The sequence below is a fragment of the Desulfomonile tiedjei genome, from assembly GCA_016212925.1.
GTDB lineage: Bacteria > Desulfobacterota > Desulfomonilia > Desulfomonilales > Desulfomonilaceae > JACRDF01.
Map to the genome: position 1 here is coordinate 53915 of JACRDF010000003.1, position 26030 is coordinate 79944.

General features: G+C 53.6%; 25 protein-coding genes. 11 read left to right on the forward strand and 14 right to left on the reverse strand.

The genetic code is table 11. The features are described 5' to 3' along the window. Positions 1-125: 125 nt before the first annotated feature. Positions 126-1040, reverse strand: coding sequence for a hypothetical protein (locus HY913_00855; protein MBI4961801.1), 915 nt, complete (start codon positions 1038-1040; stop codon positions 126-128). A 515-nt stretch (positions 1041-1555) separates the two neighbouring features. On the opposite strand from HY913_00855, the gene HY913_00860 reads away from it, so the two are divergent. The 5 genes from HY913_00860 to HY913_00880 all read left to right on the forward strand — a co-directional run bounded on the left by HY913_00860 (position 1556) and on the right by HY913_00880 (position 7005). After that, a complete protein-coding gene (locus HY913_00860) occupies positions 1556-1921 on the forward strand; it encodes a VanZ family protein (protein MBI4961802.1) in 366 nt (121 codons plus the stop codon). Positions 1922-2018: 97 nt separating this feature from the next. Then, a complete protein-coding gene (locus tag HY913_00865; protein ID MBI4961803.1) occupies positions 2019-2567 on the forward strand; it encodes a methyltransferase domain-containing protein in 549 nt (182 codons plus the stop codon). Between the two features lie 205 nt (positions 2568-2772). After that, positions 2773-3006 (forward strand): ribbon-helix-helix protein, CopG family, encoded by a 234-nt coding sequence (locus HY913_00870; protein ID MBI4961804.1) that lies wholly within the window; start codon positions 2773-2775, stop codon positions 3004-3006. Positions 3007-3262: 256 nt separating this feature from the next. Continuing rightward, a complete protein-coding gene (gene mutS, locus HY913_00875) occupies positions 3263-5869 on the forward strand; it encodes a DNA mismatch repair protein MutS (protein ID MBI4961805.1) in 2607 nt (868 codons plus the stop codon). Between the two features lie 161 nt (positions 5870-6030). Next, positions 6031-7005: a hypothetical protein gene (locus tag HY913_00880; GenBank protein MBI4961806.1), complete on the forward strand. Its 975-nt coding sequence runs from the start codon at positions 6031-6033 to the stop codon at positions 7003-7005. A gap of 20 nt (positions 7006-7025) precedes the next feature. On the opposite strand, the gene HY913_00885 is transcribed toward HY913_00880, so the two are convergent. The 7 genes from HY913_00885 to ftsY form a co-directional block, all read right to left on the reverse strand. Continuing rightward, positions 7026-7571, reverse strand: a complete 546-nt coding sequence (locus HY913_00885) for a DsbA family protein (protein MBI4961807.1) — start codon at positions 7569-7571, stop codon at positions 7026-7028. A gap of 71 nt (positions 7572-7642) precedes the next feature. Next, positions 7643-7852 carry a hypothetical protein gene (locus HY913_00890; GenBank protein MBI4961808.1) on the reverse strand — a complete coding sequence of 70 codons (210 nt, stop codon included), beginning with the start codon at positions 7850-7852 and terminating at the stop codon, positions 7643-7645. Between the two features lie 482 nt (positions 7853-8334). After that, positions 8335-9189, reverse strand: coding sequence for an AMIN domain-containing protein (locus HY913_00895; GenBank protein ID MBI4961809.1), 855 nt, complete (start codon positions 9187-9189; stop codon positions 8335-8337). Positions 9190-9493: 304 nt separating this feature from the next. Beyond that, positions 9494-11176, reverse strand: a complete 1683-nt coding sequence (locus HY913_00900) for a long-chain fatty acid--CoA ligase (GenBank protein ID MBI4961810.1) — start codon at positions 11174-11176, stop codon at positions 9494-9496. A gap of 364 nt (positions 11177-11540) precedes the next feature. Next, positions 11541-11978 (reverse strand): ribonuclease HI, encoded by a 438-nt coding sequence (gene rnhA, locus HY913_00905; GenBank protein MBI4961811.1) that lies wholly within the window; start codon positions 11976-11978, stop codon positions 11541-11543. Positions 11979-11998: 20 nt separating this feature from the next. Next, on the reverse strand, positions 11999-12394 hold the full coding sequence (locus HY913_00910) for a YjbQ family protein (protein MBI4961812.1): 396 nt from the start codon (positions 12392-12394) through the stop codon (positions 11999-12001). Between the two features lie 50 nt (positions 12395-12444). Next, positions 12445-13575 (reverse strand): signal recognition particle-docking protein FtsY, encoded by a 1131-nt coding sequence (ftsY, locus tag HY913_00915; GenBank protein MBI4961813.1) that lies wholly within the window; start codon positions 13573-13575, stop codon positions 12445-12447. 496 nt (positions 13576-14071) lie between these two features. Between ftsY and HY913_00920 the strand changes: the two genes are divergently transcribed. The 5 genes from HY913_00920 to HY913_00940 all read left to right on the forward strand — a co-directional run bounded on the left by HY913_00920 (position 14072) and on the right by HY913_00940 (position 21340). Beyond that, positions 14072-15616, forward strand: a complete 1545-nt coding sequence (locus HY913_00920) for an N-acetylmuramoyl-L-alanine amidase (GenBank protein ID MBI4961814.1) — start codon at positions 14072-14074, stop codon at positions 15614-15616. A gap of 119 nt (positions 15617-15735) precedes the next feature. After that, positions 15736-18405 carry a [protein-PII] uridylyltransferase gene (gene glnD / locus HY913_00925; protein ID MBI4961815.1) on the forward strand — a complete coding sequence of 890 codons (2670 nt, stop codon included), beginning with the start codon at positions 15736-15738 and terminating at the stop codon, positions 18403-18405. A 220-nt stretch (positions 18406-18625) separates the two neighbouring features. Further along, positions 18626-19552 carry a site-specific tyrosine recombinase XerD gene (gene xerD / locus HY913_00930; protein ID MBI4961816.1) on the forward strand — a complete coding sequence of 309 codons (927 nt, stop codon included), beginning with the start codon at positions 18626-18628 and terminating at the stop codon, positions 19550-19552. A 118-nt stretch (positions 19553-19670) separates the two neighbouring features. Beyond that, positions 19671-20537 (forward strand): DUF488 domain-containing protein, encoded by an 867-nt coding sequence (locus tag HY913_00935; protein ID MBI4961817.1) that lies wholly within the window; start codon positions 19671-19673, stop codon positions 20535-20537. Further along, on the forward strand, positions 20537-21340 hold the full coding sequence (locus HY913_00940; protein ID MBI4961818.1) for a hypothetical protein: 804 nt from the start codon (positions 20537-20539) through the stop codon (positions 21338-21340). The genes HY913_00935 and HY913_00940 overlap by 1 nt, the downstream gene beginning before the upstream one ends. A gap of 179 nt (positions 21341-21519) precedes the next feature. Here the strand turns inward: HY913_00940 and HY913_00945 are convergent, their stop codons facing one another. The 5 genes from HY913_00945 to HY913_00965 all read right to left on the reverse strand — a co-directional run bounded on the left by HY913_00945 (position 21520) and on the right by HY913_00965 (position 24337). Next, on the reverse strand, positions 21520-21753 hold the full coding sequence (locus HY913_00945; GenBank protein MBI4961819.1) for a prevent-host-death family protein: 234 nt from the start codon (positions 21751-21753) through the stop codon (positions 21520-21522). A gap of 153 nt (positions 21754-21906) precedes the next feature. Further along, the gene (locus HY913_00950) at positions 21907-22155 is read right to left on the reverse strand and encodes a hypothetical protein (GenBank protein MBI4961820.1); all 249 of its coding nucleotides are present in this window, start codon (positions 22153-22155) and stop codon (positions 21907-21909) included. A 154-nt stretch (positions 22156-22309) separates the two neighbouring features. Continuing rightward, positions 22310-22651 carry a 4Fe-4S binding protein gene (locus tag HY913_00955; GenBank protein MBI4961821.1) on the reverse strand — a complete coding sequence of 114 codons (342 nt, stop codon included), beginning with the start codon at positions 22649-22651 and terminating at the stop codon, positions 22310-22312. Positions 22652-22662: 11 nt separating this feature from the next. Then, complete coding sequence (locus HY913_00960) at positions 22663-23724, reverse strand: acetyl-CoA synthase subunit gamma (GenBank protein MBI4961822.1); 1062 nt, start codon at positions 23722-23724, stop codon at positions 22663-22665. Between the two features lie 121 nt (positions 23725-23845). Next, a complete protein-coding gene (locus HY913_00965) occupies positions 23846-24337 on the reverse strand; it encodes a helix-turn-helix transcriptional regulator (protein ID MBI4961823.1) in 492 nt (163 codons plus the stop codon). 180 nt (positions 24338-24517) lie between these two features. On the opposite strand from HY913_00965, the gene HY913_00970 reads away from it, so the two are divergent. After that, positions 24518-24844 (forward strand): SCP2 sterol-binding domain-containing protein, encoded by a 327-nt coding sequence (locus HY913_00970; protein ID MBI4961824.1) that lies wholly within the window; start codon positions 24518-24520, stop codon positions 24842-24844. Here the strand turns inward: HY913_00970 and HY913_00975 are convergent. Then, positions 24841-25923 (reverse strand): beta-lactamase family protein, encoded by a 1083-nt coding sequence (locus tag HY913_00975; GenBank protein ID MBI4961825.1) that lies wholly within the window; start codon positions 25921-25923, stop codon positions 24841-24843. The two genes, HY913_00970 and HY913_00975, sit on opposite strands and share 4 nt — an antisense overlap. Between the last annotated feature and the right edge of the window lie 107 nt (positions 25924-26030).

The following is a 26030-nucleotide window of genomic DNA, read 5'->3' on the forward strand; positions in this document are numbered from 1 at the left end:
TAGGGCCTCACTGCAAATTGCCGAGTCAGTACACAAACCTTCTTTTACTCCATAACTCTCATTTCAGGCAAAACATTTTTGAGTACGGAGCCAGGAAACATGAAGCGCGATCCAGTTGGGGCGCCTCATTTTGCGCCATTTGCAGCGCACCCACATGACCCAAAATAGTAGCCTGCGATACGGTTTTCTTTCTCTACAACCTCGATGGTATCGGTAAGGCGTCCTCTCACGATGCATTTGAAGCAATATGTCGTCAGTGTCTCGCTTTCGCAGGTGCGCAGGGGCTCCCCGATACGTTCCCTTAGAAGGGCAAGCTTATCCGGTTCGTTGTTGCCGATCAGGTCCTTGACATCTTTGAGCAAAAGATCGCATTTCTGGATACTTCTCGCTGAGGGCGGCTCGACAGGCTTGTGCGCAGGCTCCGCTTTACTAATCTGGGAAGGTTCTCTGCCGGTTGTCACGTCTGTGGTTGCGGGCGGACCACTGGGTTGCGTCGGATGTTCCGCGACTGGTTCCCGGTCCTTCTCGGTGGGCTGTGGGCTCTCAGGACCGGGAATCGAGGACACGACTGTCTTGGGTGGGGTCACACTTGCTAAATTGGTTTTGGCCACGACATTGTTCGGATCGCGTTCAAGGACCGCTTTATAGTGTATTAACGCTTCTTCCTTCAAACCGGCCTTCTGCGCCGAGAGGGCAGCGTTCAAGAAATTAGAAACCGAGCCGTGTAACTCAGCTGCTTTGGCGAAGGATGCCGAAGCCTCCCGGTGGGCTTCCTGACTTGTGTACAGGTTACCCAAGGCCTCGAAGGCCTCGTGATTACGCGGGTCCACCTTCGTCAATTTGACATAGGCTTTTGCCGCCATGTCGGGCTGCTTCAACTTGACATAGATCTTGGCCCTTATTTCCAGATCCAGCGGGGAATCTACCACAAATATTGACACAGCCACCGCGACCGCAATCAAGAAAGACATACTGAACAGCAGTAAGAGGAACCTTTCCAACACCTCCTTCCATGCTATTTTTGTTTCGGGATCAGCCATCCGGCCCCTTACCGCAAGTTGAACTGTCACTTCATCCGGGCGCCTCCAAACCGTACTAGCGGCTTGGGAGGCCCTTAAGAGCGCAGTCACTGCTGTGATGAAAATCGCTGTCGGGAAATGCAGCCTTCGTATGCCCAGGAACTCTTTTCATGGGAGGAGGTCTACCGATTTATAGTAAGGTCGTCAAGATCTTTTGGCAAGAAGCCCGGAACGGAATCGTGAACCATTTTTTCTAGTTATCTTTTTGCGGGGCGTTCCGGGTCCGGTAACCAATTGTGAAACCGGGGCCAAGACCGGAAATCTGTGATGCCAAGTCGTGTGTTCACGCATCTGTATTTAACAAATTGATGTGCGTGGCGAGATCAGGGAACAACAAATTGATAGCCGGCCAATTACTAATTTGCCGCCTCTTGGCGGGGCGGAGGCTGGCGCGAGGAGGGGAAATGAAATGCCGAGGTGACGATCCGAGCATATTGACCTTGCCCCTGGTGCTGGGCTATTCCGGTTTGCTCGTAATGTTGTCGGCGTTGGTAAAGCATCAATCCGATGCTAACTGGCCCGTGGAAGCGGTCGGCCATTTTATTATTTTTGCCGGCCTTGGAGTCTCAGTCGGCCGTTATTTCAGCAAAGAATTCGCGGCGAGCCCCGTCCTCGGCCTTGCTTTAACGCTCCTATCATGCGCCTTCTTCGGCTTGTGCGACGAAGTGTACCAATCTCTTGTGCCGGGACGAACCGCTCAGCTGGGGGATCTCTTCGTCGATTGCTTGGGCGCGCTTGCCGGAGGCCTAGCTTATCTGATACTCCTGAGGAAAGTCTGTGGCACTGTGCGGGAAGAGACCACGCCTCTGCGGAGGATTTGGCCGTTTGGGAGGCAGATTTGATTCCCTCGGGAGGCACGCGATGCCTTCCTCCTGAGGTTCCTCGGAATCGATTGATTAGGGCTGAAGATTAATAACTCAGGGCCAGAGGAAGCATGGCATGGCAAAGCGTGTTTGTCCGTGGTGGGTCGGCTATTTATTGGTATGTCCAATTCGGCGCTGGCTCCAGGATCCGGAAAAGATCCTTTCCCCGTATATAAGTGAAGGTATGACGGTGCTCGATATAGGCCCTGGAATGGGCTTCTTCACGATTCCCGCAGCGCGTATGGTGGGCAAGAGCGGTAAAGTGATAGCTGTTGATGTTCAAGAGAAAATGCTAACAGCCCTGGCCAAACGTGCAGAAAAGGCCGGTGTAGCCTACCGCATCGTGACCAAGCTGTGTGAACCGGACAGCATCGGGATTTCCGAGCCGATTGACCTGTGTTTGGCAATCAACGTAGTCCATGAGGTCCCCGATGCCGGCGCTCTTTTTTCTCAGATTAGAGGCGTTTTGAAGCCCACCGGCAGATTGCTCCTCTGCGAGCCTTTTGGCCATGTGTCTGAAAAAGCGTTTCAAGACACGCTGGCCTTGGCTTCAGCCTCGGGCCTGAAACTCATTGGGGAACCCAAGATAAGCCGGAGTCGGTCAGCACTTCTAATGCCAGACTAGAGATGGTTTCAAAACCTGCGAGTTCCTGGAAGAGTTTCCGGGGAGGCCCTTTTTGCAAAAAGGGCCTCCCCGGACCCCTCCCCAAAAACTCCCATGATTTTGAACTATTGTCGCCGGCGGCGACAATGGCGCGGTGTGAGCAACCCCGATGTCGATTCCATCCTAAGATGTTGACGTCCAGGCGTTTAGGCGTTGAGATGTTAATATGAAAACATTATCAAAGAGAGCCACAATTTATTTGGACCCCGACCTTCACCGAGCGTTGCGGCATAAAGCCGTAGAAACAGATCGGACCATCTCCGAACTGGTCAACGAGGCCGTGAGATTGAGGCTTGCCGAAGACGCTGAAGACCTGGCGGCATTTGGAGAGCGGGCACAAGAGCCCAATCTACCCTTCGATGCGGTCCTGAAAGATCTCAAGCAGCGTGGCAAACTGTAGGCGGTTTTCATTAAGCATCACGCCTTCGAATCAAGTCATCCCTCCGCAAACTGCACCTCTGCCCCAACCATGACTTCGTCACTGAACCTGCGCTCCATTCTAGTATAGATTCGCCTTGCAACACTCAATGAGGCCTGAAGGGTTTTTCATCGGAACGGCCAATAGGTGTGGACACAAATCGGTCGAGTGGGTATCCTTTTCGTCAGCAACTTGCTTAGGATGTGAACGGCAATTGGAGCAGAAGACCCTTACCCCCATGATGCGGCAGTATCGGGAGCACAAAGAGCGCCATCCCGACGCGATATTGCTTTTCAGAATGGGTGATTTCTACGAAATGTTCTTTGACGACGCGACCAAGGCGTCAGGAATCCTGGAAATAGCCCTCACCACTCGAGACAAAAACAAAGAAGAAAGCGTCCCCATGTGCGGCTTTCCCCATCATGCCGCGTCCGCTTACATATCGCGGCTTTTGGCAGCAGGTGAGCGGGTGGCTGTATGCGATCAAATGGAGGACCCGCGGCAGGCAAAGGGTATTGTTCGCCGTGAGGTCACCCGAGTTCTCACACCCGGCCTTACCGAAGACCCTGAAACCATCAAGTCCAATGAGAACCATTTCACCGTAGCGCTCTTTCGGCAGCGCAACGAGGTGGCAATGGCCTCGTTCGACCTGTCAACCGGAGACCTCCTGGTCACCCAGACCGATCAGCCGTCCATTGCCGCGCAGGAACTGCGCCGCATCGACCCCAAGGAAGTACTGGTCCCGGAAAAGGAATCCGAGGAAGACCTTTTCCGGGGTATGCTCGACGGACCTCTGTACGTGCATCCTGTAGATGAATGGATGTCCGACCCGCGTGGATGCGCGGACGCCCTGCGAGATCAATACGGCGTTCGGAACCTGGAAGGGTTCGGGTTGACCGACGGCTCCAGCCTTGCAATTGCCGCGGGCATGATTATCAACTACGTAAGACAGAACCGATCCGACGCTCCCACACATATAAAGCCTCCCCGCGTCTATCAGCTCGGCAATTTCATGGTCCTCGACCATTCCACGCTCAGGAACCTGGAAATCTTCAAGAACCTCCGGGACGGAACAACAACCGGAACGCTATTAAAACTCCTGGACCGTACCGCCACGGCCATGGGCGCGCGCCTGATCCGGCAGTGGATCTCCTACCCGCTGCTGGATACGCAGGAGATTCGCCTGAGAAGTGAAACCGTGGAAGCCCTGGTCGAAAACACCATTCTCAGGACGGAGCTGCGGGATATCCTCAAAGGAATTGGCGACATAGAAAGGATAGCCGGGAAGATATCCCTCAAGAGCGCGACGCCCCGCGATCTGGTACAGCTCCGGGTTTCCTCGGAAAAAATTCCTGCCATCATCAAATTGCTCGACGGATTGGACACAGCTCTCGTCGAGAAGCTCAGACAAGCGGACGACCTCTCCTACGTCGCACATGCAATTGCTGCTGTTCTGGTGGATTCGCCTCCGCCAACGATCAGGGACGGTGGCGTCATCCGTGACGGTTACAATAAGGAACTCGATGAGCTTCGAAGCATAAGCTATCGCGGCAAGGAGTGGATTGCCGGAATTGAAGCCAGAGAACGGGAGCAGACGGGCATACCCAACCTGCGGGTAGGATACAATCGGGTTTTCGGATACTTCATTGAGGTCACCAAGAGCCACCAGACCAAGATTCCGGCTCATTACGTGCGAAAACAGACACTGGTGAACGCCGAACGCTACATTACGGATGACCTGAAGGAATACGAACTCAAGGTCCTCAACGCACAAGAAAAGATCTTGGAATTGGAAGAGCAGATATTCGATCTGCTCAGAACCAAACTTCTTGAGGTCATAAACCGCATTCAGGCCACCGCGGGCCACATAGCGGCTCTGGACACCCTGGTGGCACTGGCTGAAGTAGCTGCGGCAAGAGGTTACTGCCGCCCTGAAGTGCATGACGGTGACGAGATACTGATTGCAGAGGGCCGCCATCCTGTAGTGGAAACGTTTGATCAGAGAGAGACCTATGTGCCCAACGACGTGCAGCTCAATCGGGCCTCCGAGCAAATCCTTATTATAACTGGGCCGAACATGGCCGGTAAATCCACGTATATGCGCCAGACGGCCCTGGTGGTGCTGATGGCCCAGATGGGCAGCTTCGTCCCGGCCGGCCAAGCCTCAGTCGGCATAGTGGACCGCATTTTCACTCGTATTGGAGCTGCCGACTACCTGGCGTTCGGGCAATCTACATTCATGGTGGAGATGAACGAAACCGCGGAGATTTTGCATAACGCGACGCCGCGATCTCTCGTGTTACTCGACGAAGTGGGCCGTGGGACCAGTACATTCGATGGTCTGTCGATCGCGTGGGCGGTCACCGAGTATCTCCACGACAGGCCCGATGGAGGCCCCAGGACCCTCTTTGCCACGCACTATCACGAACTCGTGGACATCGCTTTGATAAAGCCAAGAGTTCGCAACTACAACATTGCCGTGCGCGAATGGGGAGATAAAGTAGTTTTCCTGCGAAAAATAGTCCCTGGAGGATGCAGCCGCTCCTACGGAATACAAGTTGCCCGACTGGCCGGGATTCCTGATACCGTAATTGGCCGGGCTAGAGAAATACTGTCAAACCTCGAAAAAGAGGAGATCGATCCGGGTGGACGTCCCAGATTGTCTCAGCGACGAAACACCAGGAAGAAAGTTGAGGAGCAAGCATTCCAAACAGACCTGTTCGGGTACCAGAGCGGCGAACTGGTCAAAGAGATGGAACAGGCGGACCTTAATATCCTCAGTCCCTTGGAGGCCCTGAATCTGCTCGCGGAATGGAAGAAGAAATATTGCGGAGGCAAAGACTGATTCCGCGAAATTATTGGGAAGTCAGGGACTGGTATAATCCATTATATTATATAATCACACCATTATATTGAAATTATATTTGATTTAACCATACAAATGTGGTATCCTCCATCGTGTGGGAGATCCCTCTGTCAGATCTCCGTTATCGAGGAGGACACTCCATGACCCGAAGGTTCTTACTGCTGTTCGTAGCCTGTGCGCTCATCGTCGCTGTGGCTCTGCCTGCTCAGGGCTACGTTGCCTACCATACACACGTGAGCTTCGTGGAAAGCCTGACGAAAGACATCCTCAAGCTCATGCCGCGTTCTATGGGTTCCTACATATTTCAGAATCGCTGGGATTACGAGCGTGGCATGACGTTCATGACCAGAGACATCAGGTCCAGCCCGGGGAAGATGAAGGACCTGGAAGAGATCCGTAGAGAGGCGTACGCACGATTGATGCGCGACATCCCGTACTGCGTGCAGGCCCTAAAGGGCGGTGATATTAAGCTCGACACGTCTTCTGCAAATTTATCCGGCCGACTGGGCATGATAGCGTATTCCATTATCCTGCTGAAAATGCCGGAGTTTCCTGATTTGGAGTACCTGGAGCGGTTCAGCATGCTCCTGGACGAGCTTATCGCGGACTCTCAGGTCGATGTTTTTGTTTATTACGACGGCTACGGGGACTTCAATTCTCTCGGGGAGCTGATGGAAAGGTTCAAGCCGTTCGATGTGCCGGCGTTCAGGCACGTCAAGAACGACCTTTACGCAGCGACCATGAAGGAAGACGTGTTCGCGATTTTCCGGGCGCCGAACAAGTTTAACCGTCAGATAGTGCTTACGGATCAAGATGTGAACGACATTTACAGCAATATCGTGAACGATATTGTCGACACTTACACTTATATCTGGAAGTGCTCCGGCATGGACTTGCAGCATCCTTCCTATTCGGCCCCTCCGGGAACCGTAATCGCCAGGCCCAGCAGGCGCAAAATTATATCGGGAGGGGTTCTTTCCAGGCCCCCGTTGCCCGCGCCTCCTGTGGCCGAGACCTTTGAAGAGCCGCTCCCGCTGGAAGAAACTGCACCGACTCCAGGCGAGGTTCCTTCACCCGAGGGTCCAGCTCCCGAGGCAGGGGCGCCGGGTAGATAACAGACTCAGGGGAGACACCCTTAGACAGGGGTTCTCCCCGCAATTCCCGCCTTCTTGAATTGCTCCCTGAAGAATTCCACAGATTGAGCGCCGACTATTTTCTGATGTCCGTTGACGATAAAGGTCGGCACTGCATTCACAGCGTACCGTTGAGCTTTCTGCCCTGCCTGCGCAAGCCTGGGGGCATAGCGTCTTTCTTTCAGGGCCGCCTGCAATTCGTCGCGATCGAGCCCATCCTCCTGCGCGATCTGAAAAAGCACTTCTAAGTCCCCGATATCACGCAATTCCGTAAAATACGCGTGGAATACTCTGTTGTGAAATGAGTGGTGATGCCCCAAGTCTTTGGCAAATTCTCCTGATTCCAGGGCGAGGCGAGAATTGGAGACATATGATCGTTCTGCGAAAAACAGATCGAATGAGGCTGCCGCTTGATTAAGTTTCTCGTACCGGTCCTTCAGATCGATGCCCGGAAACAACTTGGCGAGCGGCACCCCTTCGGCAGGGGTGCCGGGGCGCAATTCGAATCCCAGCCAGTAATCCTCGATCTCAAATTCCTTTTTTAGCACTTCGACAATCCCGTTGCCGATGTAGCAGTACGGTCAAACATAGTCGGAAAAAATCTCTACTCTGATTGGCATCAGGAATCAGCCTTTCGAAATTCGCTCTTGATAATGGCGAAGACCTCTTCATCGCTGAACGGCTCTTCGAGCGAGTCCAAGCATTTCTTAAGCTCTTCTTCGGTGAATTCGCCGGGATCTCTCAATGCATCCCTGGGGCAAATATACTCTTTCCCGCTACGGTCTTTTACTACCACGTAGCTCGACGGTTTTTTTTCAGGGTCCTTCATGCCTTGCTCCTTGTCCATCAGATTAGTGCATGGCGGATCGGTTGTGAAGGTTCACAAAAAAAGGCTGTCCTCAGTGGCCTTATCATGAATGAAATTCGACCATACGGTGTCGGCTAACCCCTCGCGAGCATAGCAGACCGGTTAATTATTATCCCATTTCTGCGGAACCTGAAAGAGAAGACACGCGAGCCTCGGGTCGCGCGGAAAAAAAAAGCAATCCTTGAGGAGGATTGCTAGAGGATATGGTTAGGTTTCGTTGTTGTTCGAATATTAGAGCAAGTCGCGTACCAACTGCTGTTATCATCTAATATTATTATGCAAAACTGTTAAATCCCTGCCGACGGTCAGGACCGATGCGGTCAATTGTTTCGCACATCCGTCACCTTCCTCAACGTCGCTGCGAAATTGTTTCCCAGTGCCGCGTTCAAGGGCTGTACGAAACGTGCGTGGGAAGCAATCAGAGCCGCGTCTGGGGAAGATGGTCACCACGGTCGGCTGGACAGTTTAACGGTCTGTTCCAGCTTAGGCGCTCTTTCTTGGACGGTGGCGGAAGGAGGCGGCGATTTTCTGGGGCCTATTCTGACCTGAGTCTCTTCCATCCAGAAGGGGGATCTTCTCGCCGAGATCTTGATCGGTTCGGAACGAGTACCGGGGTTTGTTGCGGAGATCTTTGCCGTGCTGAATCCCAGCTTCTCAAAGTCCACCCCGAGATCTATGCGGTAAATCATTCCCGGTCTCTCGCGGTTTGCCAGGGTGAGTATTATCAAACCATCCGACACCTCGGCGGATTTGATCGAGAGATCCGAACTGGATTTTATGGGGAGATTCGAAGTCGAGCTTACGAGAGGCTTCTCGATCCTCCGGCGAACCACGGCCGGTGTCGGTTCGGCGACCGGGACCTTATCGGGCGTGATGCGGCCCGAAGCCGCGGGCGTCGGTTCCCATTCCTGGAGAAAAACAAGAAGATAATTGCCAAGGCGACGGATTTTATGCACGGGAAGAGGGCTCGCTCCAAAATCCATGACCACGCGCGCGCCCGATTGATTCTTCACTGCCTTAACGGCCAACCCCGAAGCTTTTGAAACTGCATGGGCCGGAGGTGGCGTGGCAACGCTCGCGCCCTCGACATCAATTATCAGACGCGAAGGATTCGACGCTGTGGAGACAGTGTGAGGCCCGATTATGCCGTCAGATTTTATCGTAACTCTTTTCAAATCCGGGCTCACACTCACTTCAGTGATCTTGCCGGTGGGCATGGCATAAGAAGCCCCACTGACGATGGCGACCAGCGCGGCGCTCCATACCAGGCTTGCACAAATCCTTCGCTTCAAAGACATGGAAGATCTCCCAGACCGATTCGGATCGGGATCAGGACATAATTATTTAATGTGTCACATCTATTTTAGTAGATAATATCATAATATCATAATTGAAGTCAATACATAATAAATCCGGCGCAAACACGCGGGGGAAGATCAGAAAAGGGTTTCCGCACCTCCTCTCAGAAAAGAAGGGCGTGAAACCTTCGGAAAAGCGTTTTCCAAGAATCAAACCGGCCCCTGAAGGGGTCCAGTGATGAAGAAGGGCAATTGGGCTGTGGAGGTGATCCTGAGGCTTAACACTCCATTCAGCACATGCGCGCTATTTTCCGGCGCCGCCAGATCTTCTCACAAGGTGTCTTCGGCGCAGTTCTTTGCGGAGGATCTTTCCCACCGGGCTGCGAGGCAGTTCGTTGATGAACTCCACCTGTTTGGGGACCTGGTGGCTATCAAGTTTCGTTGTACAGTAGCTTATGATTTCCTCTGCACCGGCGGTCTGACCTGCCTTTAGCACGACAAAGGCCTTCACAATTTCACCCGCCATAGGGTCGGGAACGCCTAGTGCGCATCCTTCAAGAACCTTGGGGTGCGAAAACAGTACCTCGTCCACATCTCTCGGATACACAGTTGAACCCTCAGCGACGATAAGGTCCTTTTTTCTGTCCACGATCGTGAAATACCCCTCGGGGTCTACAGTTGCAATGTCGCCTGTCAAAAGCCATCCGTCGAGAAGAGTAGCTGAAGTCTGGTCAGGTAGCCCGACATACCCTCTCATCACCTGGGGACCCTTGATGCAAAGTTCCCCCGGTTGTCCCGGGGTGTCGATTTCTATCCTTGGATCGGTCAAGTCCACCAGCTTGGCTTCGGTATTGGGAATAGGCAGACCGATGGTTCCAACTTTAGTTTTTCCACCGAACGGGTTTACGTGTGACACGGGGGAGGACTCCGTGAGGCCGTAACCCTCGCAGATTTGAGCCCCTGTAAGAGTTTCGAAGGATCGTATTGTTTCAAGGGGCAGAGGGGCCCCACCGGAAAAACAGCCTTTCAGGGACTTGAGGTCGAACTTTCTAAGGGAAGGGTCGTTGATTACCGCGGCGTAAACTCCGGGTAGGGCAGGTATATAGGTAGCCTTACAGGTCTGGAGCGCTTCCAGAATGTTTTTCGGTTCAGGCAGCGGAACCAAAGCGTTACCATATCCGTAAAAAATACCGATATTCAGGGCGCAGGTCAGGCCGAAAACATGGAAGAACGGCAAGCAACCCACCACTATCTCTTGCCCATCTCTGAAGGTCGGAAACCAGGCCTTCAATTGTTGCACGTTCCTGGAGAGGTTAGCGTGGGTAAGTTCCACTCCCTTGGGTTTACCTGTGGTTGCGCTTGTGAAAAGGATAAACGCCGTGTCGTCCATCGCCGGCTGGTGCAAACGCGTTGAAGCTTCGCTGCTCTCGATGAGTTCCGTATACTCGAGCACTCCCGCATCGCCGGAGGTATTGAGATGCAAACCCTTCTTGACCAGTGGGAAAAGCGCCTTGGACAGAAAAGGGAGATAGTCCCGAATGTGGCAAGAAACGATTTTCCCTATCTGCGTGCGGCGTCTAACGTTTATCATCCGGGGAACCAACACGTCCAAGCAAATAAGTGCCTTGCTCCCCGCTGTGTTGAACTGGTACTGGAACTGCATGTCGTCCAGGCGCGGGTTGTGCATGACCACTTTGGCGCCCACGCTTAATACTCCGTAAATGCCGACCACGGTTTGGATCAGGTTGGGTAATACGATAGATACTGGGTCGCCCGGTTTTACACCCATGTGCCGGAGGGCCGCAGCGAACTTCGAGACGAGCCTGTCCAACTCTCGATAGTTTACAGCGGTTCCCTGGAAGAAGAGAGCCGGGTGGTCGGGATACTTGGAGACGGTCCGCTTAAAGGCTGCCGGAAGCGATATGTCGTCGAATTCAACCGCCGCGGGCACACCTCGATGGTAGCTTTTCTGCCATATCTTTTCCACGATACCCTCCTCGGAATCAATGAGCGTTTAGGAACGCTCATGAGAACGTGCCCCCAAGCAAGGAATCCGCTAGGAATCCCGCTTTTCGCGGCGTTTGTCTTTTCCCGCACGGGACGCGGAGCCTGCACAAATCTCCGGTTGGAAAGCAACTCGATGTGGCAGGTCGGCTCGCCCGCTTTGACGCGCCTCGTCAGCCACGTGTCCCTTTGGCCAAGAAAATTCGCCGGAATAAGGCTTCTATCAAGGTTCGAGATCGTACGGTTAAACTACACGGTTGTTGTCGTATGGATGCTTTGCCGAGAGTCTTTATTCTAACTCTGTTCGATCTCCGGCAAAAGATAAATGTGGCGCTCTCCCAAAGATGTTAGAGGAATTTTTGCATCGCTTCCTTGGCCAGGCTGTCCACCATTTCATTTTCTTCATGAAGGTTGTGTCCTCGCACCCACTGCCACTCCACTTCATGGCGAGATGCGGCCGTGTCGAGCCGTTGCCACAGGTCGACGTTTTTCACAGGTGAATTACTGGAGGTTCGCCAACCTTTTTTCTTCCAACCCTTGAGCCACTGGGTGATGCCTAGCATCAAGTACTGAGAATCAGTGGTGATCTTGACCTTGCAAGGACGCTTCAGGGCTTCCAGCGCCATGATCGCAGCGGTCATCTCCATGCGGTTATTTGTAGTTTGCCGTTCTCCCCCGCTGATGACTTTGGACACGGATTTGTTGCGCAAAATGGCTGCCCATCCTCCAGGGCCGGGATTGCCTTTGCACGCTCCGTCCGTAAAAACTTCAACTATGTCTCCCACGTTACTGTCTCCTGAGGATTTTAGCCCGGCACCACTTTTATGTGGATATTGCGCGTTCGAGGCCCATCAAATTCGCAAAAGAAGATCCCTTGCCAAGTGCCCAAAACCGGTGACCCTCCGGATATTATGAGGTGTACCGAACTTCCCATCATCGAAGTTTTTATGTGCGCGTCGGAATTGCCTTCCATGTGACGGTACGCGTCCTTATATGGCACCAGTTGCGAGAGCTTTTGCTGGATGTCTTCCACTACCGAAGGGTCCGCTGCTTCGTTGATGGTGATGGCTGCCGTCGTGTGAGCAACATAGACAACGGCTATGCCTTCGCTCACACCGCTCTTGGCAATGGCTTCCTTCACCCTGGAAGTGACGTCCATGAATTGGGTTCTGGACCCCGTTTTCACCTGCAAAGTTTCCATATTCTTACCCCTGTAGACTTGACTCCGCGTCCGGCATCAATACAGTTCCATCATTGGCTTTCGGAAACGTCAACGCCGGCAAAAAGCGCTTCGGTAAAGTCACGCGCGTTGAAATCCCTGAGGTCGTCCATCTTCTCCCCTATGCCGATGTACCGCACAGGCATTTTCAACTCATTTGAGATTCCTACCAAAACTCCGCCTTTTGAGGTCCCGTCGAGCTTGGTAAGCGCTATGCCGGTCACAGGTATTGCTTCGTTGAATGTCCGTGCCTGCAGGATGGCATTCTGACCCATGGACGCGTCAATCACCAGGAGAGTTTCGTGGGGGGCCTGTGGCAACTTCTTCATAATTGTCCGCCGCACCTTCTTCAGCTCTTCCATGAGGGGTATTCGAGTGTGAAGGCGACCCGCGGTATCTATCAGTACCATTTCCGCGTTTTCTTCTAAGGCCCTCTCCATGGCCTCGAACACCACCGACGAAGGATCGGCTTTATCCTTTCCTTTTATGACCGTAGAACCTACGCGCTGACCCCAGATCTCGAGCTGTTCCACCGCGGCGGCCCGGAAAGTGTCGCCTGCCACCATAAAAACCTTTCGTCCCGCGGCAGTGTGCCTGGCGGCAATTTTGGCTATGGTTGTGGTTTTTCCGGACCCGTTCACTCCCACCATCATGACGACAAAAGGCTCGGAACCGTAACCGACGCGCAAAGGGGCCTCCACTTCCGATAACATCTCAGTTATCAAGTGCTTCAGGTGGTTGACCACCATTTGGGGGTCGTTGAGTTCCCTGCGCTTGATTCTGTCTGTGACGCTATCCAACAGCTCGTAAGCGGTCTTTACCCCGATGTCGGCCCGAACGAGCACCTCCTCCAGCCCAGCTACCATTTGGTCGTCCAACTGCTTTTTGCCGCCAAACACCTGGCCCAGACTCTTTATGAAGCTTTCTCGGGTTTTCTTGAGCCCCGTTCTCAGTTGGACCCGACCCGCCACCCCTTCCGTCGGTTCGCCGAAATTGGCCGCCGCTGGAGGAGACGCGTCCGACGGAACCTCCGCAGTCAGAACATCCGGTCCCCGGGCCTCCGGCGTTTCGGACGGTTGTTGGGGGTTTTCCTCTTCGATCCGCTTGTCCCTCTTGAACATGCGGCTGAAGAATCCACTTTTCTTGCCCGCTTCGTCACTCATCTATTTGCACTTTCTTTTCCGGATTGGGCCGCCTGTAGTCAAGCGCGGGAACGAATCTATCAGGGGGAGCGGCGGGGGTCAAACGAAATTGGTTAAAGTAATTTCTAGAAAAACTATTGAATATACCGTTTTTATTGTGTTATGATCCTAACATAAAGTCAGGGAGGTGCCCCGTGCTCTGGAAATCTCGAAAATCAACCCTAATTATCCCGGCAGAACTTCACGAGAAACTTTCCCGTTCATGCCGGCCAATTGACCAGGTTCCCAGTGAGGTCCTACGCGTGAGGATAGTCTCGGAACACAGCCGGAAGGGGGCCAAGAACCAGTCAGATCCTCACCGAGATTTTTGCTCCGGAACATAGGGGCTGCGAATCCAAGGAGTCCTCCCGGCCGGCAAAATACGCACAGCGTTTGACGATTCTAGGGAAAGCCCTTCCAACGAAAGAATTTTATAACCACCCCTCTTAATCCCGGTCGCCATGAGAGTTTACCCTGGATGAAAAAAGCTCCCCTCAGAGTGGGCGTCATACAGGCCATGGTCCTTTGTCTCGGCCTTATGGCGGCCTCTTTTTCATATGCAGGTCAGCCTGTCCGACCCTCCTTCGCGAAAGCTTGCCAGACACTGGAGCAGCTTTCCAGCCAACCTCAAGCCACCCGGGACCAGTGGACCAAACTAGTCCATTCCTTTCTGGAAATCCATCGCACTGAAAAGGACCGGCGTGCGGCAAGGCAGAGCCTGTTCCTTGCAGGTCGGGCGTCGCTGAGTCTCTATCGCCGCGGAGGCAAAGCCGAGGATTTGGACCGGGCCATCCAGTACCTTTATGAATTCAGCAGGATCGTCCCGGACAAGCGCCACCGCATAGCCGGACTCAAAGAACTGAAGGAAGCCCACCTCCTGAAAAGAAGGCTCGGCAACATACATGGAAATAGGCCGGCTCCAGCCTCGGCAACAAAGAGGATCACCCGCAACAATCCACCACTACCTCCGCTCGGAAACCATCAGAATTCAGCAGGGGCCGGTCGAATCGAAACGCGGCCCTCGAAATGGACCACCGCGGCCAAAGGCTCTCCAGAGGTTTCCGAATACAAGTACACCGGTAATCCTTTCTGTCCCGCGGATGGCGCATGGCCGACAGCAAAGACGCAGCCAGGTGATATTGTTCCTGATGACCGTGTCTTTCGCCCGGAGGGACCTCACCGGCAGCCCGTAGCCAAAGAGAGTATTCCTTGTCCACCGAAGCCGTCATTGCCTCCGGCCCCCAGCGATTCGCCAGCGTATGCGAAGACCGCTTCACTTCAGCCTCGGCCTGCCGGCGACTTGATGCCCCCGCCGCGACCGATCGAAAACGCTGCAAAGGACTTCCTCGTCGTCATAGATCCGGGTCATGGCGGGAAAGATCCTGGAGCGGTAAGCAAGGACGGCGGGATAAAGGAAAAAAATGTAACGCTCGAAGTGGCCTATCTGGTGAAAAAAAGGCTCTTGTCCGATGTCCGGGGGATCAAAGTCGAGATGACCCGTACGGACGATAGGTTTCTCACGCTTCAAGAGCGCACCGCTCTGGCCAATTCCCTGAACGCGGATCTCTTCATTTCGCTTCACTGCAACGCGGACTCGCATTCCAGCTCCAGAGGGGTCGAAACCTTTTATTTGAGCAAGGCCAGCTCCCCGCGAGCCATGAGACTGGCAGCCAGAGAAAACGGCATCCCTCTTGCGGAAATGAGCGACCTTCAGGCCACTTTACTGGACCTGATGCTGGCCTCCAAGAAGAGTGAATCGGACAGATTGGCCAACACTGTACATCATGCTCTCGTGCAGGACCTGGCCAAGGCCGCCCCTAAGATTCGGAACCGGGGGGTGAAGCGAGCGCCGTTTTATGTTTTGCTAGGCGCAAAAATGCCTGCGATACTTGTGGAATGCGCCTTTATCAGCAACGGCCGGGACGAACAAAAACTGACAAGCGCGCAATACCTGGACGCTGTCGCGACGGGAATCGCCGCGGGCGCGGGCAAATACCTGCGTGAACTGGGAAGCAAGAGCTGATCGCGGCCGCCGCTTGGTTGACCGTACGGACTTTAGGAATTACTATCCGAGTTGGCTTGACGAAAGTCGACCGCCCGGATGCCGTATGAAACCTAATTAGTAGTTGGGAATGTAGTGCAATGAGATTCATATTCGCGGACCACGATCGGGCTGCTCAAATAGCCAGGATAAAAGAGGGCGTCGCGGAATACCGTAGCCAGGGTGAACTTGACCCCGCAAACTTCGAAATGCACCCTGTTTTCGACAATCTTCTCAGACAACTTGCCGAACATTTTTTGGGCTATTGGAAAGACCGGATAGCGCTTGTGGGGCTGGGCGGGTACGGCCGCAAGGAGATGAGCCCGTACTCGGATATAGACATCCTGTTCTTGAGGCCCGAAGACACTCCGGAAGGGGTGTACAGAGGAATTCGCAGCATACTCTATCTGCTGTGGGACGCCAGGGTGGAATTGGGCCATTCTGTGCGCACCGTGGAGGAGTGCAGGCTGGAGGCCGACAAAGACCTCGCCGTGCTGACCTCCTTAATGGACACCCGGCATGTATGGGGTAATGAAGAGATCTTTCGGGACCTCTTGATCCAGCGAGAACGACTGCTCCAGGAGACGGACCCTCTGGAATTCTATCTCAGGATAGAAGGGGAAATCCGCAAATCATCCGAAAAATTCGGGCACACGATTTATCTGTTGGAGCCTCATCTGAAAGAGGGCCCGGGCTCATTGCGTTACATTCAGCTCATAGCCTGGCTTGCAAAGATTCTTTTTGGCTGCTCCAGCTTGGAAGAATTACCCCTTGCAGAAATTTGCGGGGAACGTGCCGTGGCCGAAGCGATAGACGCAAGAAGTTTCCTCGCGGAAATTCGGGCAAGGCTGCATTTCATGGTCGGCCGAAGGGATGACAGGCTCACATTCGATGGCCAGCGAATCCTCGCCGAACAGATGGGGTTCAAGAACCACACGGAACGACAAGGCGTGGAAAGCTTTATGCGGGAATACTATCGCCACGCGTCCAACATGGATTTTTTTGGTCGTCGCGTCCTGGCGAGAGCCCGTCTGTTTTTGAGGCCGAAGATCGCATCTGAAGTAAAACGATTGAGACTGGACGAGCCCTTCTATATAGGGGCCGGTGGAATCAATCGCTACAGGTTGGCGGATTTCGGCAAAGACCCGCTGGAAATCCTACTCGCTTTTCGGCAGGTCGCTGAAACAGGGTGCGAGCTGGATATCCGCCTGGTGGACATGTTGCGCGTCCGACTGCGGTCCATGGATGAAAAGATAGTCACAGATCCGGAAGCCAATCGAATGTTCCTCGGGATTTTTCGGATGGCAGGGTCTGTTGCTCATGCCCTGAACGCCATGATGAAAATCGGATTTCTGGAGATTTTTGTCCCTGATTTTGCTTGGATACGCTTCCTGCCCCAGCACGATATATACCACGAATACACTGTCGATCTTCACACCATGGCGGTCCTGGAGAACATCGACTCTTTCGCCGCGCATGACGGCAGAAAAGAGGATGCGCTCCTTCGTACAATCTTTTCCAGACTTGACAAACCGGAGATCCTCTATCTTGCGGGTCTTTTCCACGATATAGCGAAGGGCAGAGGCCCGGGGCACGAAGTCCACGGTGAAGAAATAGCCCGGCCTCTTCTTGAACGTTTCGGGCTGCCTCCGGAGGACATTGACGAGGTCTGTTTCCTGATACGTAATCATTTGGCCATGACTCATCTCGCGTTCAAAAAAGACCTCCACGACGAAGCTCTGCTGAGTCGATTTTCAGAAAACATCATGCACCGGCGGCGGTTGGATCTACTCATGCTGCTGACTCACGCGGACCTGAGGGCTGTCGGACACACGGCCTCCAATTCGTGGCGAGACATGCTCCTCGAAGAACTCTATTACAGGACCCTCGACATAATAGAAGGCGAAGGGGCCGAAGGTGAGGACCTGGCCGAATGGGTCAGACAAATAAAGGCCGTGGTGAGGGACCTTGTTCCTGCCGAGATGCGTGGCCCCAAGCTGGATGAGTATTTGGAGATGGCCCCATCCCGTTACTTCCTGGATTTCTATCCTGGGGTCATCGCGGAACACTACGGTGACCTCAGATCTTATCTGGCGAGCCACGGGAAAGACGTGTTTGATTGGTCCGATCTGATCGCGCAAAAAACCGATCACCGTAAGCCCGGGTATAGTGCCGTCACCCTTATCGTCAAGGACAAGCGTGGTTTGTTTTTCAGGATCGCAGGCACGCTCTTTGCCAACCGGATCAACATCCTCAGCGCGTGGAGCCATTCCATCGGAGACATCGCGGTCGCCACTTTCCATGTGAACGATATCCCGGAAGGACCTCTCGACGATCCGGAACGCTGGGAACATTTCCGTCAGGACTTCGCGCTGGTTATTCGCGGGGACGCGGATGTGGATGAACTCGTGGCCGCGCGGAGAGCCATCCGCAGATCCTTTACCGCGGCGTCACGACCGCGCTTCCCTCTGAAAGTGGAAATAGACAACGCAGCTTCCGACAGGGCCACCATAGTTGAGGTGTACGCTCACGACAGGCCCGGGCTCCTTTACGACATTACCCGAGGCCTGTCCTCGCTCGGTCTCAACATCATCCTCACCAAGATTACGACCGAGATAGACCAGGCTGCGGATATTTTCTACGTCAAGGACGAGAGCGGTAACAAAATCATAGACTTCGAGCGCCTGGACCAGATCAAGGACAGCCTCTACGATCATCTGGCCGCGATGGAGGAAGAACACTTCGCTAGCCAAAAAGAAATGGCGGTGTAATAGGAAAAGTGGAAATGCGGGGAGAACCTTTTTGTAAAAAGGTTCCTCCCCGCACCCCTCTCCAAAAACTTTCATATCATGTCCGCTGGGCAGATTCCGCCAGTGGCGGAAGCTGCCCAGCGTGCAAGATATGCCGTTTCTTGAACGGGCACGAGAGAAGCTTCCTTACACAACAAGGCTTCCCGGCAATTCCAAAATCACGGACTGACCAGAGTTCGACATGCCTCATTCGCAGACCGAACAAAGCAAGCTTTCTGAGATAGACCTGGCCATCGCCGGGTTTCTCGATCATCTCATCGTCGATCGAGGGCTTGCCGCATTGACCGTGGAGTCCTACGGCTCCGACCTCAAGGGTTTTGCCCGGTTTCTAACCCGGAGACGCGTGGATCAGTTGAATCAAGTCAGCCGAGAGGACTTGCTCGTATTCCTGGCCTTGCTCGATCGGGCCGGACATGCTCCGAGAACCAGAGCACGAAAGATTTCGTGTATCAAGAGCTTCTTCCGCTTTCTTGCCGAGAGGGGCCAGGTGCGGGAAGACCCATCTGAGCAGGTCGATTCACCTCGGTTGCCTAAAAGCATTCCCAAGTACCTCGAACCCAACGAAGTGGAAGCTCTATTGTCCGCTGCTGATTCCTCAACCCTGGAAGGAAGAAGAGACAAGACTATGCTGGAGTTGCTTTATGCAACAGGGTTGAGGGTGTCCGAGCTTGTTGGATTGGAATTGTATTCCGTAGACCTGGAAATGGGATGCGTCACTGTCATGGGAAAGGGCTCGAAGGAAAGGGTCGTCCCTATGGGTATTCCGGCTGTCAAGGCGGTCATGCAGTATCTGGAAGAAGTGCGCCCCCTGATCATAGGCCGAGTGCGTTCCAATGCGCTGTTTGTGACCCGCCGCGGCCGAGGCATGACTCGGCAAGCCTTTTGGAAGATAATAAAAAAAGCGGCTCGTGCCTCCGCGATAGACAAAACCATCTCACCCCACACGCTGCGCCACTCCTTCGCGACTCACCTTGTGCAGAACAACGCCGACCTGAGGGCCGTCCAGATCATGTTGGGGCACTCCGACATTTCAACCACGGAAATCTACACTCACGTCGCACAGACCCGCCTCAAACAACTTCACGCAGCTTATCATCCGCGAGGGTGACCAAGCGCCCCTTACAGAGGCCAAATCCAAATTTGCACTCTCTTGGACCATCTGGTCTAATTTGTTGACGAATTATTTTGTGGAAGTATAATCGGCCAACGTTGGTGGAGGTGGTTTCGTGCTAAATCGGCAGCGAATTTTACTTTACATGTTGAAACAGGCAGGTGGATCACTCTCCAGAATAAAGCTTATGAAATGGGCCTTCCTGCTATCGCAGGAGACTTGTTCTCGCGGAGGACCGGCCTTCTATGCTTTCGTCCCATACAAGTACGGACCGTACTCCTTTCTTTTGCAGCAGGACATCCTGGCCCTGAAAAAGATAGGGCTGGTGGAAGAAATTGATTCCAGAGGATGGGGCCTGCCACCGTCTAATCAGGCCGCCATAGAATTGCCTCGGGAATGCCAGGACGTAGCCAGAATCATCATGAGATATAAGGGATTGACGACAAACGATTTGATCGATACGGTTTACTCCCGATATCCCTGGTTCACAACCAATTGTGAAAACGCCAGCAGACGCGCACGGGTGAAGCAGCATGCAGAGATAGCGGTCTATACGATTGGTTACCAAGGGCTGTCGATTGACGCCTTTCTCAACAAGTTATTGAAGTGTGGAGTAACCACACTTGCTGATGTTCGTAATAATCCTTCTTCGCGCAATTTTGGCTTTCACAAGAGTACTCTCTCACGTCTATGTGAGAGTTTGGGTATTAAATACCGTGGATTCCCGGACTTGGGCATCCCAGCATCAGATAGAATGGATCTGAAATCACCTGACGATTACGAAATGGTCTTCAGCCGTTATCGTTCGGGAGTATTAACGAAACGGTTGGAGTCGCTGGATTCGCTCGGAAGGCTCGTAAGTGAAAAACCTACAGCCTTGGTATGCATGGAATCGGATCCAACCCTATGTCACAGATCGCACCTGGCTATGCTCATCTCTGAAAGGACTAACATGCCTGTGATCCATTTTAGGAGCAACTAATGGATGACAAGTATGAAGAATCCAAAATTTTCGTTACCGTTATGACCTATCCACGTCCTTCTCAGAAATACGTCGAGGTCATTTGCACGGCGGGAATAACTGAAGCAGGCGAATGGGTTAGACTTTACCCCATTGATTATCGGTATCTCCCTCTTGGTCACCAATTTGCCAAATACCAATGGATCAAAGTTGGATTGTACCCCCACGGGGCCTCAAATGATATGAGAAAAGAGAGTCGTAAGCCGGACCTGAAATCAATCCGTATTGTAGGCCCTCGCGTCGGTACGGAGCACGGGTGGCGGGAAAGAAAGATGATACTCGGCAAGGTGCCAGTTCACTCGTTGAATGAACTCAGGCAATTGCATGATACTGAGCGAACATCTTTGGGAATCGTGCGTCCGTCTCGCGTCTTGGATCTCCAAATACAGCCCGAGGACGAAGAATGGGATGATAAGTGGCTGCAGATATTCAAACAAATCCCGCTTTTCGGGGAGCCCCCGAAACCCTTACGAAAAATTCCATTCAAGTTTGTGTACGTTTTTGAGTGCGAAGACAGCGTAACTCAGCATACTGCAAGTCTGATAGACTGGGAAATGGGCGCATTATGGTTGAAGGAGGCAGAAAGATTGGGGGACGATGAAGCCGCTGCGCTCAGTGTCAAACGTAAATTCTTTGATGAAATATGTGGCCCCGACAAGGACACTCATTTTTTCATGGGCACCCGCCATCCTTACAACAGTTGGATGGTATTGGGTGTCTTTTGGCCTCCTAAAGTGAATCAGACAAAACTTTTTGAGATTTGAGATAATTAAGACAGGCTGCGTTAGCAGGTGGGCCAAACTCAGTAAAAGGCGACCCGACCCATGGTACTACCATGTGTCAGCCGAAGGTCCAGAGCAAGAAAATCACGATGTAGTGCGTTCGGCAGGATGAGAATTCGGTATTCCATGGAATGCTAGGCGAGGTCTAATTGCTTCTTGAATTATTGCCAAGGGATAGTACCGCCTTCCCGCTTCGCTTCCGCAATCGCATCGAGTGCCTCGATCAAATCCGACCGGTCTTCCAGTTCCTCGAGCAATTCCAAATCTTCGAGGGGGACGACAGCCGCGATCTCCTGCCCGTCGCAAACAACCCTTACCCGTTCCTTGTTATTGGCCGCTAGGTCCACGGCTGCCTGAATATCATCCCGTGCACAAGTCTCAGAAGAATCGTTCATTGCCGCTGACCTCCTTGCAGGCTCTGAACAGAGTTTACCATGAAGTGGGCAGTCGCGATATCGTCTATATTTCGCTCTGTTCAAATGGGTTAATCAGACCGAGTCCTTCGATTTTGTCAAAGTCTTGGGTGTTGCGAGTAACAAGGGGAAGGCTCACTTGTCCCATTCCCTTTCCCATTCATCACGCATCTGCCGAATGTCGGCATCAATTTCTTCAACAGACTTCCCCGGCTTCACGCAGCCTTTGGTACGTTCGAGGATAGCTTTTCTGGCAGCGGAATGCTGAGTGTCCATTTCTTCTTCCAACACCGTTACAATCACTTTCATCCTCTTTGCGGGAGGCTGTTCTCGAACCCACCGCAACGTCCCTTCCTCGTAGACCGCCTCGTAACTCTTCAACATTGCGGACCTCCGTCGGGGCAAGTACTGCCGTCAATTCCCAAAATATAGGCCAGGATAGCAATTTGTCAAAACTAAAACAATGAGCAGCAGAACGGCCGGGGCGTTTGCATCGTCACGCGCACCGGCAATAAAGGTCTCTCGTAATTTCGCACTTTTAGCAGCAGCCGGAACCCTTGCTTCTCTCTGGTGTTACTCCGCAGCCGGGTTCATCGGGCTCGACCACGCAGCAGCAGGAAGAGCTGCTTCGGCCCAATGCAGCGTTGATTACAGCCGCGGCGCAACCTACTCCGGCCTTTACCGTGACCGCGCCCGCGGGGCAATTCCGCGCACACGCGCCGCATTCCATACAGGCATCCCGGTCTTCAATGCGAACCTTGCCGTTGTCCTTCACTAACACGGCGTGGGGACACACTTCCAGACACGTGCCGCAGCCTGTGCATTTCTCGGGATTGAGCCCCAAGGTGACGACATCTTTCAAGTAAACCAGGCGGTTCATACTAATGCTCCTTAAGCCAGAAAAAGAGTGCCGAGCCACAGACAGAGCCCTATAGCCGCGGCAGCTATCTCAAGAGGGACTGCCAGGCGCATTTCTCGCCGCACTCCGGAAAGAGACGTGTAGGTCGACGCGCCGGTAAAATTCATAGCCAGATATGCCGTCAAGGCTGTCGCAATGAGCAACCACGCGACCAGCTCAAGTCCGGTGGACCAATTGAGCCCTCCGGCGGCGTACGCTCCTGCGAGCAAAAGGTACACAACCGCTCCCAGAAGAGCCCCTTTTAGAGCGAAAGCCCTGCCAGGCAGCCAGGGTAGAAGTATCTGAGTCAAAATAGTCCCTGTGAACACCGCGCTGATCATGGCAGCCACAGCGAAAAGACCGTGATCCATCGCACTTGCCCAGAAGCTTCCGGAACCGAGGAGTCCCCCGAGCAAAAATACAACGGGTAAAATAATGGCCAGAGGCTTCAAAGCAGCAACCAGCTCAATTGGGATCAGCTCCACCCTTTCCCGAAGCGTGAACGTTTTTCGCCGCATCTCCGGGGTGGCCTTGAAACCCGCGTCCACAAAGGCCGGCAAGTCACGGGCCGTGATCGGACCGTATATGACCCGGAAGCCGGATCGTCTCTTCACTTCATGGGCTGCGACACCCGGGGCCGCAAGCTGCGGCAGGATAAGTCGCTTGTGGGACACTACTTCCGTCAGCTCGCTAGATGCTATCCGGCTCAAAAGCTCCTCTGTTCCGAATGTGCCTTTGCCCGCCGCACACCAAACATTGATACCGTCGGTGTCGAGCGCCAAGATCCACGCGTTTCGGTTTGGCACAGCGCTGCGCAAGGCGTCGAAACTCATCTTATAATTGGCCGTTACGAAAACCGGCGCCGCGTGGTCAGGGTTCCCGAGAGCATAAAGTCCGGGATCTACGGTGTAATTCATTCGTCCAACGCCCCAACGGGCCTTGAAGGTGCCGCAGTGATCCGAAGCCTCGAGGACTCCTGAAACCTGGGGCAATTCCCCCGCGGGCGTGGATATCGATCCTTTCACAAACGGTTGGTCGAGTCTGGGGCGGCTCACCTGAGCCTGCGATGCCGGACATCAGGTGGAACCGGAGCCATTGGCCGGCCTTGACTGCACAGGGCCGCAATCCACCATAGGTTGCTTTTCCTGCTTAAAATCCAAGGTGCTGTCGGGTTGGTTACTCATGTGCGATGTTCCCTTTCTGTTGAATGGACTCGTCTCCCACCTGTGACGATCCGTTCCCGGCATGGTCGAATGAAACAGGCAGCGAATCGCCCGGCCCCATTAAGGGTAGAGTTTGTTCGCGTCTGGTGTCTTCCATCAAGCACAGGCCACGGTCGAGGAGGATTTGGACGCAGGGGTCCACAAACTTGTAGAAGATGTTGCTCCCCTGGCGCCGCGCAGAGACTATGCGCCGATCCACCAGCCGCTGAAGCTGGTTGGACACTGCTTGAGCCTTCATGCCGAGCCGCTCCGCCAAATCGTTAACGCAAATTTCCTGGCAGCAAACCATTGTATGAAGCATCCTCAAACGCGTCCGGTTTGCGAGGACCTTGAACAGCCCTTCCAGTTCGGCCGCGAGTCGCTCGGACAGCAGGGAGCTTCCATCGTCTTGGCTTTTTGCGGGGCAGCAAACGTTTCGGACCTTAGCGATGAGATTTTCGGTCATAGTCAGGCTCTCCAGTAGATAGTAATTACAGCATATAGTGTAATGCTGTAATGTCAAGGATTTTTTGAGCACAACTCCCTGAAATACTCGGAGCCACAACAGGGTTGTCTTGCAACCACGTTTCCGGTAACATCATCCACGTATCGAGGGAGTTTTAGCGAAACAGGAAGGAGTCGTCACATGCCGCCAACGGTAGGAGAAATTGTGGAAGCCATGCCCGGACGATTTAACCCTGACGCTGCGGCTGGGCTGGACGCGGTCTTCCAATTCGACATCTCAGGAGATCAGGCTGGTCAATGGCACCTGCTAGTCAAGGATCAAAGCTGCCGGATTCTGGAGGGAAGCCACGCGAGCCCCAATGTGACTTTTTCCATGGCGAGCAGTGATTTTGTAGAGATGATGACCGGCAAGCTGTCAGGGCAGGCGGCGTTCTTTTCAGGTAAATTACGAGTTTCCGGCGATCTCATGATGGCTCAGAGGCTGGAAAGCCTATTTAAGAAAGGCTAGTCCCCGATCTCGCCCCTGATTGTGTCGTGTACCAGCGGCCGGAAGGCTTTGATTCGCTGGTCTGATTCGCCCATAAAAACCCTGTTGGTGAGAAGGACTACAATAAGTTCCTTTTCAGGGTCTATCCAGAGCGACGTGCCTGTGAATCCTGTGTGTCCCAGACTGTCAGGGGCAAAGAAGCGGCCACTCGACGAATCCTTTTCGGATGGGGTATCGAACCCCAGGGCTCTGGTGCATCCTTCCACGAATCCTGCGCGCGCGCAGAAAGAGCGAACAGATGCGGGATCGAAATGACTCTTCCTAGATTTCAAACCCGCGAGAATCTCCTCCGCAAGATGGCTAACACCTTTGGCAGTCCCGAATAGTCCCGCGTGGCCCGAGACTCCGCCCATGGCTCGGCAGTTCAGGTCGTGGACGAGCCCCGGCTGGTCCCCGCGGTGTGTCAGGGCTATCCTGTTTTGGTCCTGCTGAGGCTTGAACATCAGTTGATCACTGAGTTTCAGCGGCGCGTAGATTTCTTCTTCGGCAAACTGATTTATGCTGCGGCCGGTTTCACGTTCGATGATCGCGGCCAGCAGCATGAAGCCCAGATCTGAATACAGACAGCCCTTGCCCGGCTCATATTCAAGAGATTCAGCCATTATTCTTTCGTAGCACCGAATCGGTGGGCCGGGTACGTACGAAAACAGATAGTAGGGTCTCCACGCAGGAAGGCCGGAGCCGTGGGCCAGGAGTTGTCTCGGCGTAATCCCTCTTTTGTCCGGAGGGGGCTCAGGAAACCAATGGGACAGCGGCCGGTCCAGAATGCCGGGGTTGGTCGCACTTACCAGCATCCAGCAAGGGGTTGTGGTGAGAACTTTGGTGAGCGACGCCAGATCGAACAGAGTATCTCCCTGAACCGCTGCGGTCCCGGGGTCCCCGATTGTCCCGTACGATTTCCGGAACAAAATCCGGCCTTGTTGAACCACTCTCAGTGCTGCCGCGGTGAATAACCGCTCTGCGAGGGCTTGGTTCATCAGTTTGTCAGTGAGTTGGAATGCACTTGTTGGCACAGTCTCACCCCGCAGCTCTGAATTCATCCCGACTCCCATGATACAGAATGCCACAGCGAAGCATGAAAATGCCCGGTGTCGCCACGAGGCCGTCACAATTCTCGCACCACTCGCCCGTACCCGCAGGAACCTTT